Annotated in this window: 15 protein-coding genes; 8 read left to right on the top strand and 7 right to left on the bottom strand. The window is 47.3% G+C overall.

From position 1 onward, the window contains the following. Window positions 1-5: 5 nt before the first annotated feature. The 4 genes from EAO38_RS01050 to EAO38_RS01035 form a co-directional block, all read right to left on the bottom strand. The gene (locus tag EAO38_RS01050) at window positions 6-1,037 is read right to left on the bottom strand and encodes a SurA N-terminal domain-containing protein (RefSeq protein ID WP_235852449.1); all 1,032 of its coding nucleotides are present in this window, start codon (window positions 1,035-1,037) and stop codon (window positions 6-8) included. Window positions 1,038-1,208: 171 nt separating this feature from the next. Continuing rightward, window positions 1,209-1,898, bottom strand: a complete 690-nt coding sequence (locus EAO38_RS01045; RefSeq protein ID WP_121020391.1) for an MqnA/MqnD/SBP family protein — start codon at window positions 1,896-1,898, stop codon at window positions 1,209-1,211. Window positions 1,899-1,947: 49 nt separating this feature from the next. Continuing rightward, window positions 1,948-3,075, bottom strand: a complete 1,128-nt coding sequence (locus EAO38_RS01040; protein ID WP_121020390.1) for a hypothetical protein — start codon at window positions 3,073-3,075, stop codon at window positions 1,948-1,950. Between the two features lie 9 nt (window positions 3,076-3,084). Further along, a complete protein-coding gene (locus tag EAO38_RS01035) occupies window positions 3,085-3,822 on the bottom strand; it encodes a hypothetical protein (protein WP_121020389.1) in 738 nt (245 codons plus the stop codon). 83 nt (window positions 3,823-3,905) lie between these two features. Between EAO38_RS01035 and acnB the strand changes: the two genes are divergently transcribed. The 7 genes from acnB to EAO38_RS01000 all read left to right on the top strand — a co-directional run bounded on the left by acnB (window position 3,906) and on the right by EAO38_RS01000 (window position 11,930). Then, on the top strand, window positions 3,906-6,464 hold the full coding sequence (acnB, locus tag EAO38_RS01030; RefSeq protein WP_121020388.1) for a bifunctional aconitate hydratase 2/2-methylisocitrate dehydratase: 2,559 nt from the start codon (window positions 3,906-3,908) through the stop codon (window positions 6,462-6,464). Between the two features lie 66 nt (window positions 6,465-6,530). Continuing rightward, the gene (locus EAO38_RS01025; RefSeq protein WP_121020387.1) at window positions 6,531-7,187 is read left to right on the top strand and encodes an amino acid ABC transporter permease; all 657 of its coding nucleotides are present in this window, start codon (window positions 6,531-6,533) and stop codon (window positions 7,185-7,187) included. Then, entirely contained in the window at window positions 7,181-7,861 is a 681-nt protein-coding gene (locus EAO38_RS01020; protein WP_121020386.1) for an amino acid ABC transporter permease, read from the top strand. The genes EAO38_RS01025 and EAO38_RS01020 overlap by 7 nt, the downstream gene beginning before the upstream one ends. Further along, window positions 7,862-8,605, top strand: coding sequence for an amino acid ABC transporter ATP-binding protein (locus tag EAO38_RS01015; RefSeq protein WP_121020385.1), 744 nt, complete (start codon window positions 7,862-7,864; stop codon window positions 8,603-8,605). It abuts the gene before it with no gap. Between the two features lie 50 nt (window positions 8,606-8,655). Next, window positions 8,656-9,483, top strand: a complete 828-nt coding sequence (locus EAO38_RS01010; protein ID WP_121020384.1) for a cysteine ABC transporter substrate-binding protein — start codon at window positions 8,656-8,658, stop codon at window positions 9,481-9,483. Between the two features lie 190 nt (window positions 9,484-9,673). After that, entirely contained in the window at window positions 9,674-10,969 is a 1,296-nt protein-coding gene (locus EAO38_RS09385; RefSeq protein WP_121020383.1) for a methyl-accepting chemotaxis protein, read from the top strand. A 10-nt stretch (window positions 10,970-10,979) separates the two neighbouring features. Continuing rightward, entirely contained in the window at window positions 10,980-11,930 is a 951-nt protein-coding gene (locus tag EAO38_RS01000; protein ID WP_121020382.1) for a D-2-hydroxyacid dehydrogenase, read from the top strand. Here the strand turns inward: EAO38_RS01000 and EAO38_RS00995 are convergent. The 3 genes from EAO38_RS00995 to EAO38_RS00990 form a co-directional block, all read right to left on the bottom strand. Next, window positions 11,927-12,502 carry a ribonuclease HII gene (locus tag EAO38_RS00995; protein WP_121020381.1) on the bottom strand — a complete coding sequence of 192 codons (576 nt, stop codon included), beginning with the start codon at window positions 12,500-12,502 and terminating at the stop codon, window positions 11,927-11,929. The genes EAO38_RS01000 and EAO38_RS00995 overlap by 4 nt on opposite strands. 56 nt (window positions 12,503-12,558) lie before the next feature. Next, window positions 12,559-12,705: a hypothetical protein gene (locus tag EAO38_RS08835; RefSeq protein ID WP_162982646.1), complete on the bottom strand. Its 147-nt coding sequence runs from the start codon at window positions 12,703-12,705 to the stop codon at window positions 12,559-12,561. A gap of 90 nt (window positions 12,706-12,795) precedes the next feature. Continuing rightward, a complete protein-coding gene (locus tag EAO38_RS00990; protein ID WP_205588317.1) occupies window positions 12,796-13,104 on the bottom strand; it encodes a glycine-rich domain-containing protein in 309 nt (102 codons plus the stop codon). 2 nt (window positions 13,105-13,106) lie between these two features. On the opposite strand from EAO38_RS00990, the gene EAO38_RS00985 reads away from it, so the two are divergent. Next, window positions 13,107-13,937: an SEL1-like repeat protein gene (locus EAO38_RS00985; RefSeq protein ID WP_121020380.1), complete on the top strand. Its 831-nt coding sequence runs from the start codon at window positions 13,107-13,109 to the stop codon at window positions 13,935-13,937. Window positions 13,938-13,993 lie beyond the last annotated feature (56 nt).

The raw sequence follows: 13,993 nt of genomic DNA, 5'->3' as shown, positions 1-13,993 counted from the left end.
CGAGGCTACTGGCGCAAAAATTTGATTTTTGCCTTGACGCGTAATTTTTCGTAATACTCCGCTAAGATTTTATCCTGTTGTTCTTCGATGAGCTTGTTAGCGATGAAATTGCGCGCCTGATTGAAAGAAACCTCCTCTTTTCCTAATTTTTCTTTGATGTAGAAAGAGACAAAATTCCCCCCTCCCGCGTTCAAGATAGGCGTAAAAGTGTGCTCCTTGGTACTCAAGAACATTTGGGCGATTTGGGGGTTTAAGGCCTTGACATTGATCTTCTCTTCCACTTTAGTAACCCCGGGTACATCTAAATCCCTATTTTCTAGAGCTTTGGTGAGGGTTTGGGTGTCTTGAGCGGTGTAGCGTGTGGTGAGAATCTCACTAGGTACGCTGAATTCACTTTTATGGGAGTTGTAATACTCGCGCATTTTTGTCTCGTTGCGGGTATTGACATTGAAGAGCAAGATATTCCTCAGCAATTCCCTAGTTTCTAGTTGTTTTTTCAATTGTTCCTTATAAGTTACTGGGTTAATCCCCTCACTTGCCAAGGTGCGCATGAAGTCATTCACACTCATGCCATTGTGTTTGGCGATGTTCTCGATCTCGGCATCGATTTTATCGTCCTCAATATCAATTTTAAGCCGCTTAATTTCTTGGGCTTGGATGCGTTGCAAAATGAGCGTGTTAATGGCCTGTTGGCGGCTGACATGGTGCTCTTTTTCCTGCATCTCGATTTGATAAAGAGTGATGGGGGCGTTATTGACCGTGATAGCAATCCCGCCCACAATGCCATCTTTGCGATCTTCTACAAAATCATCTGTTTGGGGGGACTTGCTTTGAGGATTTTCTTCTTTGGGAGGTACTTCTTTGGGGTTGTTGGGGGTTTGGCTGATGGATTGGCGAATCTGTTTGTCTAGATTTTTGCTCCCAGACCCCTGCTCGCCACTCACAGACTCCACTTTAGAACCTGCTGCCTGTATGCTGGTACACATAAGCGCAACCATCATAGACAGCACAAGGGGGGAAAAACGTGTTTGTAACAATCTCTTTCTCTAATATGGATTTTCTAGCAGTGTAATATAATAGCCCTAAGAATAAGATTAAGCAAGGTTATCCCTCAAACCAATAAAGTCCTAGTTAGCTTTTGGCGTGGGAACGCGATTCACGTGGCTATCAAGAGCAAATGCCCAAAGAAGGCCGAAAGATTCTATAGACTAGCCCTTGAATCGTTGGGGAGGGTTGAGGTGTTTAAAGCGCAGGGCGCGACCAAATAAAAAGAGGGATCGCCTCTCTTTGCTCCCAATTTTGTAGCTAATGTCTTTGAGATAGTCTAAAATTTGTCCTCTAGAAAGCGCGCTTTTTAGGGCGTGTTGTTCTAGGATGTAGTGGGGGATTTTGACTTTTTGGCGCACAAACCCCCGGGCAATGCGCTGGTAAAGGGCGCGGTGGCGATTGGCACACAGCCGCCCAAAGACAAAGGGGAGATGGGTTTTAGCCCACCACAACGAAGCCAAATCTACAAAATCCTTACGCGCGCTGTGGTGATAAAAGCGCAAAGCCTTATCTCCGATCAAAACTCGTCCCTTGAGCCCCAAAACTTGCGTGAGCGCGTTAGAGGTGGCCGACTCATGATCGGGAGTGTTAGATTCTAGCACACAGAGCACACTGCGCACCTGCTTAGAAGCGATGATCCCACAATCTAGGGCGTGTGGGGCGCGCAAGCTGGCAATAGAAGAGATAAAGCCCGCATCAATGCGCCTAAAGAGAAAATCCCGGTTGAGTTTGGCAGGATAGGTTTTTCTCAAGTGCAAAAAGGTTTTAAAGCCTGAGAGAGGGAGGGGATAGGCTTTGATGAACACATCAAAGGGGAGTAGATTCAAATACGCGATCTTACCAAAACGCATGCCAAACCTTTTTACCCTATTCTACCCCAAAAGCCCACGCTTAAACCCCTCAATCCTCTTTGTATTCATAGACGATGGGCAGGGGATGCCAATCTTTCACGCCATCCCCACAAGCCCCCTGCCCAAAAAAGATCTCTAGCCATTCTTGTTGTTCTGCATAATCTTTTAAAGCGGGGCAACTGGGTGCAATGCTACAAAACTTGTCTCCAAGATAAGTTGCTCTGTCCCAACAACCCCTGTATTCACCGCTACGGGTCAAGGCGTTATAAACCTCTTGAATCCACGCGATTTTTGCGTGGTTGTCCTTGAGACAATGGGCTTTTTGAATCATAACTTCTATGTACTGAGTATCGTAAGTCCATTTGCTCTGTGTGGGCACTAGGTGGAGGGTCGCGTTTTTGAGCATTTGGGGTAAGTTCTTCACGATCTCTAGGCTGTGCTTGTAGGCGCGCATTTCGCTGCTAAGACTCTTGCCGTTATCAGTGGCTAAAAGGATGTAGAGTTGCTTAGCATGGGGGTTTTTGGAGCGCAAAGTGATGATACTAGACTTGGGGATGCGATCAAAGAGGGTGTTAAAATCATGGGTGTAATAGCGGTCACTGGCTTCTTTTGCCCATTGGATACTTTTTGTCATCTCTTCAAGGGCTTGCTTGGGTCCAAAAGCGCGCTCAAGGCGGATGGCAAAACTCAAGTTTTGATCTAAAAGCCATGTGCTGTAGGTGGGGGTTTGTTGCCCATAAAATTCAGCGTTATGCGCTAGTGCATAATCCTTGATGGTGGCGATCTGAAAATTGGTCCCGGGTAGGGGCTTTAAGGATAAAAGAGCCACATGCATAGGAATGAACACATCATCTTCATCATTATATTGACTCTCACTCATTCTTTCGTTGAAGAGGTGCTTGATTTTAGGGGGCGTAGCAGCTAGAGCGCGCGCCTCTTGCATACGCGCTTGGATAAAGGCTTTTTGTTTGGGTGTGGCGCGCTTTAAAAAATCCTCAACAGCATAAACTTTGTCGCTCTTGCTATTAGCTACAACGGTGAAAATTTTCTCTTTGTTTTGCAAAATACGCACATTAAACGCGCTGTCTAAACGGGTCATCTCTAAGAGGCGTGCATCGCTTAAATCCGCACTTCTTAAGAGAGCAAAAGCGCATACGCATAACCAGACAAGACGCATCAGACTCCTTTAGTGGATTTCATAAAATAAAGGCAAATAGGGACCAATGCCCTCTAACAAACCCAGTTCGGACGCTACACCTACATTCTCTTGGATGCGATCCAAAAAGGGCTCTTTTAGAGGGTCTATACTCACATTTTGCAGACCTAACTTCAAGAGCGCGAGTTTTTTTAGCGTGCTAGCAGTGATGTGCAAGCCTTTGAGGTAGGCGGCGGCATCAAAGGAGTCGTCCTCCTGCCCCTCCTCGTTTGGAAATGCGCCCAACAACACCAGATACACCCGCGCGTTTTTAAGCCTATCTGCTAGCTTAGAAACCAACTTTTCATTTAACCCTCCCTTCACAATCAAGACAAACTCCTTAGAGGCATGTTCGGATAGAGGTTCTAGGGTGATGACATTGTTATAGGGCAATGTCTTGATCAAGGTCTTAAAATCTTTGCTGTGTTTGGTGAAAAAATTATGTTTGATGGCTAGGCGGCGCATTTGCCTGAGCCGCGCGCTGTCCTCTTTATTAGGCAAAATGAAGCCCTCGCTTAGTTGCACCTTTAAAGGGCTCTTCAAATCGGCTAAGAACACTTGCTGGATTTTTGTGTGGCGATCTTGCACCAAGAGAGCTTGAAAGGGGAGGGGGGCGTGCAAGCGCACCTGTTTTAGAATTTCAAATTGGGTGTTAAAATCTAGGGGGTCAGCCAAGAGGATTTGGCAAGCTAGCCAAGTTAGAGGGAGCATTTTAACTAGATTAGACATCAAATCATCCTTAAAGCCATGCACTCTACAAGTGTTTCAAATTATTATATACTATGACGGACATTATTTTATCAAGGAGTTGTATGCAAACATTCATCCAAGAATACAAAACCATCGAGCAGGAGCGCGCACAAGAGAATATCCCCCCCCTACCCTTGAATGCCAAACAGGTTAAAAGCGTGCTAGACATTCTTTTGCACTCTAAAGACATGCAAGAATGCGCCTTAGCTAAGGATTTATTGATTCAGCGCGTGAGCCCGGGCGTGGATGAGGGCGCACAAGTCAAGGCGCAGTTTCTAGGTCAGATTGCGCTTAAAAAAATAGAGTGCGCGCACTTTAGCCCCTTAGAGGCGGTGGAGTATCTAGGCACCATGCTAGGGGGCTATAATGTTGCGCCCCTAATAGAAGCCCTGCAAAGTAGCGATGTTGCAATCGCCAAGCAAGCCTGCAAGGCGTTAAAATCCACGCTTTTAGTCTATAACTCTTTTGAAACCATCGCTAACTTAAGTAAGAGCAACGCTCTAGCCAAAGAGGTTTTAGAGTCGTGGGCAAATGCCGAGTGGTTTTTGAATAAACCCGCCCTGCCTGAAAAGCTGGAGCTGTGCGTGCTTAAAATTGATGGGGAGACCAATACGGACGATTTGAGTCCGGCTAGCGATGCCTTTACCCGTAGCGACATCCCCCTACACGCTAATGCCATGCTCAAAAACCGCATAGAGAATTACCAAGAGAGGTTAGCCAATATCAAGTCTAAGGGCGTGCCGGTAGTGTATGTGGGCGATGTGGTGGGCACGGGGAGCTCCCGCAAGAGCGCGACTAACTCCATCATGTGGCATTTTGGACAAGATATTCCCTATGTGCCCAATAAGCGCACGGGGAGCGTGGTGATTGGGGGGGTCATTGCCCCGATTTTCTTTGCCACTTGTGAAGATAGTGGCGCACTGCCCCTAGTTGCCGATGTGAAAGACTTGCATGAGGGCGACATTATTGAGGTGTATCCTTACAAGGGTGAGATTTACAAGCAGGGGCAGGTGGTGAGCACCTTTAAACTCGAGCCCACCACCCTAGCCGATGAATACCGCGCCGGGGGGCGTATCGCCTTGATCATTGGGCGGGGCTTGACCAACAAGGCGCGCAAATCCTTAGGGCTAGGTCCCTCAGAAGTCTTTGCCAAACCCCAACAACCCGCAGAGAGTCATAAAGGCTACACCCTAGCCCAAAAAATGGTCGGGCGTGCGTGCGCCCTTGAGGGTGTGCGCCCCGGGGCTTATTGCGAGCCCATCACCACCACTGTGGGCAGTCAAGACACCACGGGGGCGATGACTCGCGATGAGGTTAAAGAACTTGCCAGCCTTAGCTTTGAAGCCGATTTTGTCTTGCAATCTTTCTGCCACACGGCTGCCTATCCTAAACCCTCCGATGTGAGTTTGCAAGCCACTTTGCCGGAGTTTTTTACCAGTAGAGGCGGGGTGGCGCTCAAGCCTAAAGATGGGATTATTCACTCTTGGCTCAATCGCATGGGCTTGCCCGATACACTAGGCACGGGGGGGGATAGCCATACGCGTTTCCCCATTGGGATTAGTTTCCCTGCTGGGAGTGGATTAGTGGCTTTTGCTGCGGTTACAGGCACCATGCCCTTGAATATGCCCCAATCCGTGTTGGTGCGCTTTAAGGGAGAAATGCAACCGGGCATCACCCTAAGAGACTTGGTCAATGCCATCCCCTACTACGCCATTAAGCAGGGCTTACTCACTGTGGAGAAAAAGGGCAAGAAAAATATCTTCAATGGCAAGATTTTAGAGATCGAGGGCTTGGGCAATATCAAGATTGAACAGGCTTTTGAGTTTAGCGATGCGAGCGCCGAGAGGAGTGCTGCCGCCTGCACCGTGCGACTCAATAAAGAGCCTATCATTGAGTATTTGAGCTCAAACATTCAGCTCATTGAGCAGATGATTGCCAGTGGCTACGAGCACAAAGAAACCCTCAAAAGGCGGGCGCAAAAAATGCAGGCGTGGATTGATAACCCCGTGTTATTAGAGCCCGATCCAGATGCGGAGTACGCCGCCGTGATTGAGATCGATCTTAATGAGATCACAGAGCCCATTTTGGCATGCCCTAACGACCCGGACGATGTGGCGACTTTAAGTGAAGTGCTCAATAACCCCAAACGCCCCCAAAAGATTGATGAGGTCTTTATTGGGAGTTGTATGACCAATATTGGGCATTTTAGAGCCTTTGGCGAAATCGTCAAGGGGGCAGGGGCATCCCCTATTCGCCTTTGGGTGGTGCCCCCCACTAAGATGGACGAGCAACAACTCATCAAAGAGGGCTATTTTTCCATCTTTGGGGCTGCTGGGGCGCGCACAGAGGTGCCGGGGTGTAGCTTGTGCATGGGCAATCAAGCACGGGTGCGCGATAATGCCGTGGTGTTCTCCACTTCTACGCGCAATTTTGACAACCGCATGGGCAAGGGCGCGCAGGTGTATTTGGGCAGTGCGGAGCTGGGGGCGGTGTGTGCGCTTTTGGGTAAAATCCCTACCCCTAGCGAGTATCTAGGATTAGTGGCTGAAAAGCTAGAAGCGCGCCGCGAGGAGATTTATCGCTATATGAATTTTCACCTCATGGAGCCCATGGCACTTTAAAGAGCCTTTAAGCGCAACCTTAGCTATTTTCCCTAAGATAGGGGGTTTTTATGAAAGGGTTGCGTTGTGGATTTGGATTGGCAATTTATGTACCATGTCCTGCCCGCCTTTGGGTGGGGGCTTTGGCTCACCTTGTATATTTCTTTGGCTGGCATTGTGGGCGCGCTGGGGGTGGGTTTTTTAAGCGCATTGGGGCTTTACTTTCCGGGTTTTTGGAGCAAACCCTTGGGCGCGTATGTGCAGATCGCGCGCAACACACCCTTACTCATCCAACTTTTCTTCCTTTATTATGGGCTCAATGAAATAGGTTTTTCTTTAAGCGCGAAGACTTGCGCGGTGGTAGGGATCGCGTTTTTGGGCGGGGGGTATATGGCAGAAAGCTTTTTACTGGGGCTAAAGGCGCTGCCTAAAGTACAATTAGAATCCGCGCTCAGTTTAGGGCTAACCCGTTTGCAGGCATTAAAACATGTGCTCTTTGCCCAAAGTCTAGCGATCTCTTTGCCCTCTTTGGGGGCTAATGTGATTTTTTTACTCAAAGAAAGTTCTGTCGTGAGCGCGATCGCTTTGGTGGATGTGATGTTTGTAGCTAAAGATGTGATAGGCATTTATTATAAAACCAATGAGGCGTTGATCTTATTGGTGTTGGCTTATTTGCTCGCGATCTTGCCCTTGAGCGCGCTTTTTGTGGGGTTGGAGAAATATTATAAGAGGCGGGTGTGCTAGAGGGATTGATACTTTTAGATTTAGACAATCTAGCCCGCTTGGGCGCAGGGTTGCTCACCACCTTAGAGGTGGCGCTGATCTCCATTATGATTTCTATGGTGGGAGGGGTCGCTTTAGGGGTGTTGATGGCTTTTGGGGGGCGTTGGGTGAAATTCTTGTGCCGGGTGTACTTGGAGAGTGTGCGCGTTGTTCCGCTTTTGGTGTGGCTCTTCTTAGTTTTTTTTGGATCGGCGACTTTGTTTGGCTGGCATTTACATGCGCTTTGGGCAAGTATTATTGTCTTTGGGGCATGGGGAGTGGCTGAGATGATGGATTTAACCAGAGGCGCGCTCACTTCTGTAAGCATGCACCAGATCCAGAGCGCGCGCGCACTAGGTTTAAGCCAAACCCAGATAATTTGGCTAGTTATCTTCCCCCAAGCTTTCTTAGCCCTAATGCCTGCTAGCATTAACTTATTTAGCCGTATCATCAAAACCACCGCCTTAATGTCGCTCATTGGGGCAGTGGAGTTGCTCAAGGTAGGCCAACAGCTCATTGAGATCAATTTGTTGAAAATCCCTAGCGCGAGTTTTTATGTCTATGGCTTGATCTTTGTACTCTACTTTGTGCTTTGCTATCCCCTCTCTTATTTGAGCCAACGCCTAGAGAGAAAATACCAACACCATCGAGGCTAAATGGCAATTTTGCAAACCATCCAATTACAAAAGTATTATGGTGATCATGTGGTGTTAAAGGGCATTGATTTTAGTCTCAACAAGGGGGAGGCGGTGGTGATTTTAGGGCCTAGTGGGTGTGGAAAAAGCACCTTTTTAAGGTGTTTGAATGGCTTAGAAGAAATCCAAGGGGGGCAGATTTTCTTTAATCATCAAGAGATCAGCGCGCCCAAGACCAATTGGAATCAAATACGCCAAAAGATTGGCATGGTGTTTCAAAATTACGAATTATTCCCGCATTTAAGCGTGTTGCAAAACATTTTATTAGCCCCTCTCAAGGTGCAAAAACGCGCCAAAGAGGAAGTGCAAGAGCAGGCGATCGCCCTTTTAAAGCGCGTGGGGTTAGAACACAAAAAGGGGGCCTACCCGCGAGAGTTAAGCGGGGGGCAAAAGCAAAGAGTGGCCATTGTGCGCGCGCTGTGCATGCAACCAGAGATCATGCTCTTTGATGAGGTTACCGCTAGTCTCGATCCTGAGATGGTGAAAGAGGTGTTAGAAGTCATTTTAGAGTTAGCTCATGAGGGCATGAGTATGGTTATTGTTACCCATGAAATGAAGTTTGCCCGCAAAGTGGCGCATAGAATTGTGTTTTTTGATCAGGGCGTGGTGGTGGAGGAAAACGATCCAAATGCCTTTTTTGAAAATCCAAAGTCTGAACGCGCGCAGAAATTTTTAGAAATTTTTAATTTCTTAGGGGATTGTTGAGTTTCTTATGCTAGAAAGGTCTTTTTTAATTTCATTTTAAGGAGAATTAGATGCGGGCATGGGCCAAGGGTTTTGGAATTTTGTTGGCGGTGGTGGGTTTGGCCCTAGCGGGATGTTCCGATCATAAGACACAGGCCAAAAAAGATGCCCTTGCGCTCATTAAAAAGCGTGGGGTGCTCAAGGTAGGGGTGTTTAGCGACAAACCTCCCTTTGGGTATGTGGATAGCAAGGGACAATATCAGGGTTTTGATGTCTACATCGCCAAACGCATGGCCAAAGATCTCTTGGGCGATGAAAATAAAATCCAGTTTATCCCGGTAGAAGCGGCCGCTAGGGTGGAGTTTTTGAAGTCTAAAAAAGTGGATGTGATCATGGCCAACTTCACCAAAACTAAGGAGAGAGAGGCGGTGGTGGATTTTGCCAAACCCTATATGAAGGTTGCTTTGGGGGTGGTCTCTAAAGATGGGGTGATCAAGAGTGTGGACGATCTCAAGGGCAAGCCCTTGATTGTGAACAAGGGCACTACAGCGGATTTTTACTTTTCTAAAAACTATCCTAGCATTTCCTTGCTCAAATACGATCAAAATACCGAAACCTTTCTAGCGCTCAAGAACAACCGCGGGGTAGCCCTAGCCCATGACAACACGCTTTTATTTGCATGGGTGAAGAAAAACCCCGAGTTCAAGGTGGGAATCCCCAGTTTGGGGGATCAAGAGGTGATCGCCCCCGCAGTGAAGAAGGGTAATAAAACTTTGTTAGAGTGGTTGGATAAAGAGATCGACACTCTTATTAAGAGCGGGTTTATCAAAGAGGCATATGACGCGACTCTCAAACCTGTCTATGGGGATGAGTTAGACCCTAAAAGTGTGATTTTTTAATGATCTGGCACCCCTTCCCCCCCCCCCCCCCCCCCAGTTGGGGCGCGTTGCCCCTTAAGGACTGCCGATATTACTTACTCTACGATTGTAGTAATGTTAATAGAGATGTAATACAATGGGCATAGTTAAGGTATGTCGTCCTTAATGAGTCTTATAATAATAGGAATTATCTTTAAGAAAGGAGTCTCTCATGCTTTTCAAGAGAAAAGACAATGAAAACGCGCGCGGCGTAACTGAAGAGCACCACGAATTAAAAGCCGTCCATGAAGCCATTAATAAATCCTGCGCGATGGTGGAATTTGATCTCGATCATAAGGTCATCAGCGCCAATGAGAAGTTCTTAAATCTCATGGGCTATTCTTTAGAGGAGATCAAGGGAAAGCCCCATTCTTTGTTCTGCGACCCCGAACATGTGAACAGTTCGGAATATTCTGCACACTGGGATACTTTGAAATCCGGGCAACACCGATGTGGCACTTTTAAACGCGCCGCTAAGGGGGGTAAGGTTGTCTTCTTAGAGGCCAGTTACACGCCCGTAGTGGATGCTCAAGGCAAGCTCTACAAGATCTTAAAATTCGCCTCCGATGTTACCCCTCGGGTGCTAGAACATAATGATTTGAAAGCGGTTTACGATGCCGTGAATCGCTCGATGTTGATGGTGGAATTTGATCCCCAAGTCAATGTACTTGATGCCAATGAGAATTTTTTGAGATTAATGGGCTATACCCTCAATGAGGTCAAGGGCAAGTACCATGCCATGTTTTGCGACCCCGAATACACCAAAACCTCCACTTACAAGAATAATCAGGACAAATTGCGCGCCGGAGAGTTTATAGCCTCCACCTTTAAGCGCATCACTAAGAGCGGGAAAGTGGTGTATTTGGAGGGCACTTATAACCCCGTCTTTGACGATCAGGGCAAGGTGTATAAAATCATCAAAATCGCGCGCGATGTTACCACAAAAGAGGACAACACGAAGGACAAACTGGCCATGACTTTAGAGCTCATTAAGGAGAACCAACGGCTCACCGATGAGGGGAGCACGATGGTAGAAAAGACGACTGCCAATATCCAAAGTGTCGCAGACACCATGCGCAATAGCACGGATTTAGTCAACACCTTGAGCGCGCAATCTGAATCCATCTCTTCTATCACCCAGACCATTAAAGACATCGCCGATCAAACCAATTTATTAGCCTTGAACGCCGCCATAGAGGCCGCGCGCGCGGGTGAACATGGGCGCGGGTTTGCGGTGGTGGCTGATGAAGTGCGCAAACTAGCCGAGAGAACGGGCAAATCGGTCGCAGAGATCGGGGCGATCATCGGCTCGATTCGTGAGATCACTTCCCAAGTGGTGGGGCATATCACGGCCGGGATGGAGGCTTCAGATAAAACCGTGGAATTGTCTGAGCAGAGCAAGGCCTTGATGGAGAAGATCAAAGAAGCCAGCGACAAAGTAGCCCAGCGCATGGAAGTTGGCGCATAAGGGAGAGCAGATGAAAATTAAAGCGGTGATGTTAGAGGGGGATTCTTTAGGGCGTACCAACAAACTCGCCCCCCTAGAAGAATTTGTAGATTTGATCTCTTATCCTAGTACACCTCAAGAATTGGTACTAGAGCGCTGTCAAGATGCCCAGATTGTCATCATCAATAAGGTTGTGATGGACGCACCCACGCTGAGGAGCTTGCCCAAACTCAAGCTCATCTGTGTAACCGCCACGGGGACTAACATTATTGATCACGCCTGTGCGCAAGAATTGGGTATCCAAATCAAGAATGTAGAGGGGTATGCCACCCACAGCGTTACCATGCACACCTTCGCGCTGGTCTTTACATTTCTATCCAACATGCCCTATTACGATCGCTATTGCAAAAGCGGGGAGTATTGCACAAGCCAGCTTTTCACCCATTTCAACAAGGATCTATACGCTCTGGAAAATAAGCAATGGGGGATTATTGGGCTGGGTGCTATTGGCAAGAGTGTCGCCCGCATTGCTAGTAGTTTTGGCGCGCATGTGAGCTACACCTCCACAAGTGGGCGCAATCAGGATGACACCCACCCCCAAAGGTCCCTAGATGCCCTGCTCAAAACTAGCGATGTGATCACTATCCATGCCCCGCTCAACGCACAGACCCATAATCTCATCAACGCCTCTAATTTGCCCCTTTTAAAAGAGAAAGCGATCTTGATCAATGTGGGGCGTGGGGGGATTGTACACGAGGAAGAGTGCGCCCATGCACTCAAAACCCAAGATTTCTATTACGGTACCGATGTGTTTGAACAAGAACCCATGCGCGCCAATCACCCCTTTTTAGACCCCAGTATCCAACATAAACTTTTGCTCACCCCCCACATCGCGTGGGGTTATGGCGACACCATTAAAAAACTTGTCGCGGGCACCATTGAGAATGTAAAAGCTTATCTCAAAACGTGCGCGTCCACCTAATGAGACTTGGGTATTTTAAAGCTCTTGCGATGCGCGTCAATAAGTCCGTGCTTGGCAATGGCTAGGGCATGCGCGCGCGTGCCATAACCACAATGTTTGGCAAAACCATAATGAGGGTAGGATTGATCTAACTCTAGCATTTCTCTATCCTTATGCGCCTTAGCCAAGATGGAAGCCATCGCAATTTGGGAGATTTGATCATCTCCCTTAATGATGGCTTGAAAACTCTCTAAGTGTTCAAATGCAAGCTTAAAAAGCGTGTTGCCATCTAGGCGTACATGCTTGGTTGTAGGTAACTGCAAAATGATCTGTGTGATGGCTTCTTGCATGCACACGCGCAAGCCCTTGCTATCGATTTCTAACGCGCTTTTAGCCACCACCACGCTTTGGATGCGCTGATCTTGGGTGATTTGTGTGGCAAATGTGAAGCGCTTGGTTCTACTGAGTTGTTTACTCTCTTTGAGTCCTAAGCGCACAAACGCGTTAGCCACACTCTGCGTGCAAACCACCCCCGCCACAAACAAGCTTCCACACCAACACCCTCGCCCTGCTTCATCTATGCCCAAAATCATGCTAGTTGCAACCCCTTGCCCTCATAATGCCCCCAAAGCGGATAATAAAACCCCATTCACCCTAAGGCGCATGCCCAGCTTGTAAAATCTGTGTAGACAGGGAGATAAAAATCACAAACACGTAAGATAGCCAGCCCCTGCCAATAATAGAGGGGTAGCTTTGCCACGATGCCATGGGTGATAGCGTTTTGAAGCCATTGCATGGTAGCCCTTTTAGGGTTTGGCTGGCATGTTAGTCTATCTATGCTATCATCCCCCTTATCCTATAACTAAACCCCCATGCACAGTAGAATCTAGACCGCCCTAGCTAGTTTGTGCTTCCAGAAATACACCTTCATTAGATCTACCGCAGTTAGGACATCTGCTCGTAGCGCGCCAAACTTTTTTTGCACGAGTGCAGAGGGCATGCCAAAGCGTGCAAGGTATTTTTGGCATGTACTATTCCAAGAATCTTGGAGGTTTTGCGCGTCTTGGTCCCCACGCATGCCAAAATAAGGGAAGTGGTGCAAGAAGTAGCCAAAAATCTCTTGACAATCCTGAGCGCACTTCTGTGTATCTAAGATGTGATAATGCCAAAATGCATCCACATCTTTAGGGGGCACGATTGCCTGTCTTCAATAAAGATGAAAAAATTACAAGACAATACTATGAACAAGCTCTTGAGCTGTTAAAGATACAGGCTGAAAAAGGCGATGAGGAAGCTTACGCTTTGTGGGGAGAAACCTTGTATTGGTATCATTGGTATTATTCTTACAACGATGATATAGCCGATGGTGGCGAAATATATACCCAAATCGTGCAACTCCACCAAAAAGCCATTGATTTGGGTTATGCGGATGCATACGAAAAATTAGGAATTTTAGTTGGTAGGGACAGCCGAAAAGATGCGTGTATATATTTTGAAAAAGGCGCAAAGTTAGGCAGTGGGCGTTGTGCTCTTATGTTATCCAAAATAGGTTCTGAGTGCCTTTTTTACTCTTCAGAGATAGGTTTGCAGTCTAGATACCCAAACGACAATGATGATTGTAAATTAATGGCGACACAGGCAATGTCTGTAATGGATAAATTAGGTGAGCACATTAAATTATTAAAATTTGTGGCACTCACCTGCAGGCATTATGTGGTGTTGCCCGAACTTTTAATCCATTTAAGCACAGCTGAAAAAATTAGCAGGCAAGTGGGGCGTGGGATAGAAGAAGTTGAACGCTATAAAGGTTGTCTCAGTACCGACTATCAAAAGATAGCACAACATTTCATGCAGTCTAGGTTTGCAATCTCATTGGCAAAAAGCGGATATTTAAAAGATGATGAGGCAATGGGTCTTTGGATGGACGGAGGGGCGAGCTATTTAAAACGCATGAGGGCATTTCAAAACCCTTGTGTTGGCAAACGGGGAGAGATAGACAGCGATGGGAATTTTTCATATTTAGAGTAAAAAATGGGGATTTAGGCCTCAAACATTGGCACTTTTACCGCTATTGGGGGAGTGTC

Origin of the sequence: Helicobacter vulpis (assembly GCF_003660395.1) — a bacterium.
Lineage (GTDB): Bacteria > Campylobacterota > Campylobacteria > Campylobacterales > Helicobacteraceae > Helicobacter > Helicobacter vulpis.
Note: the sequence above shows the minus strand (reverse complement) of the source record. Positions and strands in the feature narration are given on the sequence as shown.

Coding starts and splice junctions, on each gene's coding strand:
- EAO38_RS01015 (WP_121020385.1), top strand. CDS start 7,862: ATGGCAATTTTGCAAACCATCCAATTACAAAAGTATTATGGTGATCAT.
- acnB (WP_121020388.1), top strand. CDS start 3,906: ATGCAAACATTCATCCAAGAATACAAAACCATCGAGCAGGAGCGCGCA.
- EAO38_RS01010 (WP_121020384.1), top strand. CDS start 8,656: ATGCGGGCATGGGCCAAGGGTTTTGGAATTTTGTTGGCGGTGGTGGGT.
- EAO38_RS01045 (WP_121020391.1), bottom strand. CDS start 1,898: ATGCGTTTTGGTAAGATCGCGTATTTGAATCTACTCCCCTTTGATGTG.
- EAO38_RS09385 (WP_121020383.1), top strand. CDS start 9,674: ATGCTTTTCAAGAGAAAAGACAATGAAAACGCGCGCGGCGTAACTGAA.
- EAO38_RS01040 (WP_121020390.1), bottom strand. CDS start 3,075: ATGCGTCTTGTCTGGTTATGCGTATGCGCTTTTGCTCTCTTAAGAAGT.
- EAO38_RS08835 (WP_162982646.1), bottom strand. CDS start 12,705: ATGCAATGGCTTCAAAACGCTATCACCCATGGCATCGTGGCAAAGCTA.
- EAO38_RS00995 (WP_121020381.1), bottom strand. CDS start 12,502: ATGATTTTGGGCATAGATGAAGCAGGGCGAGGGTGTTGGTGTGGAAGC.
- EAO38_RS01035 (WP_121020389.1), bottom strand. CDS start 3,822: ATGTCTAATCTAGTTAAAATGCTCCCTCTAACTTGGCTAGCTTGCCAA.
- EAO38_RS01000 (WP_121020382.1), top strand. CDS start 10,980: ATGAAAATTAAAGCGGTGATGTTAGAGGGGGATTCTTTAGGGCGTACC.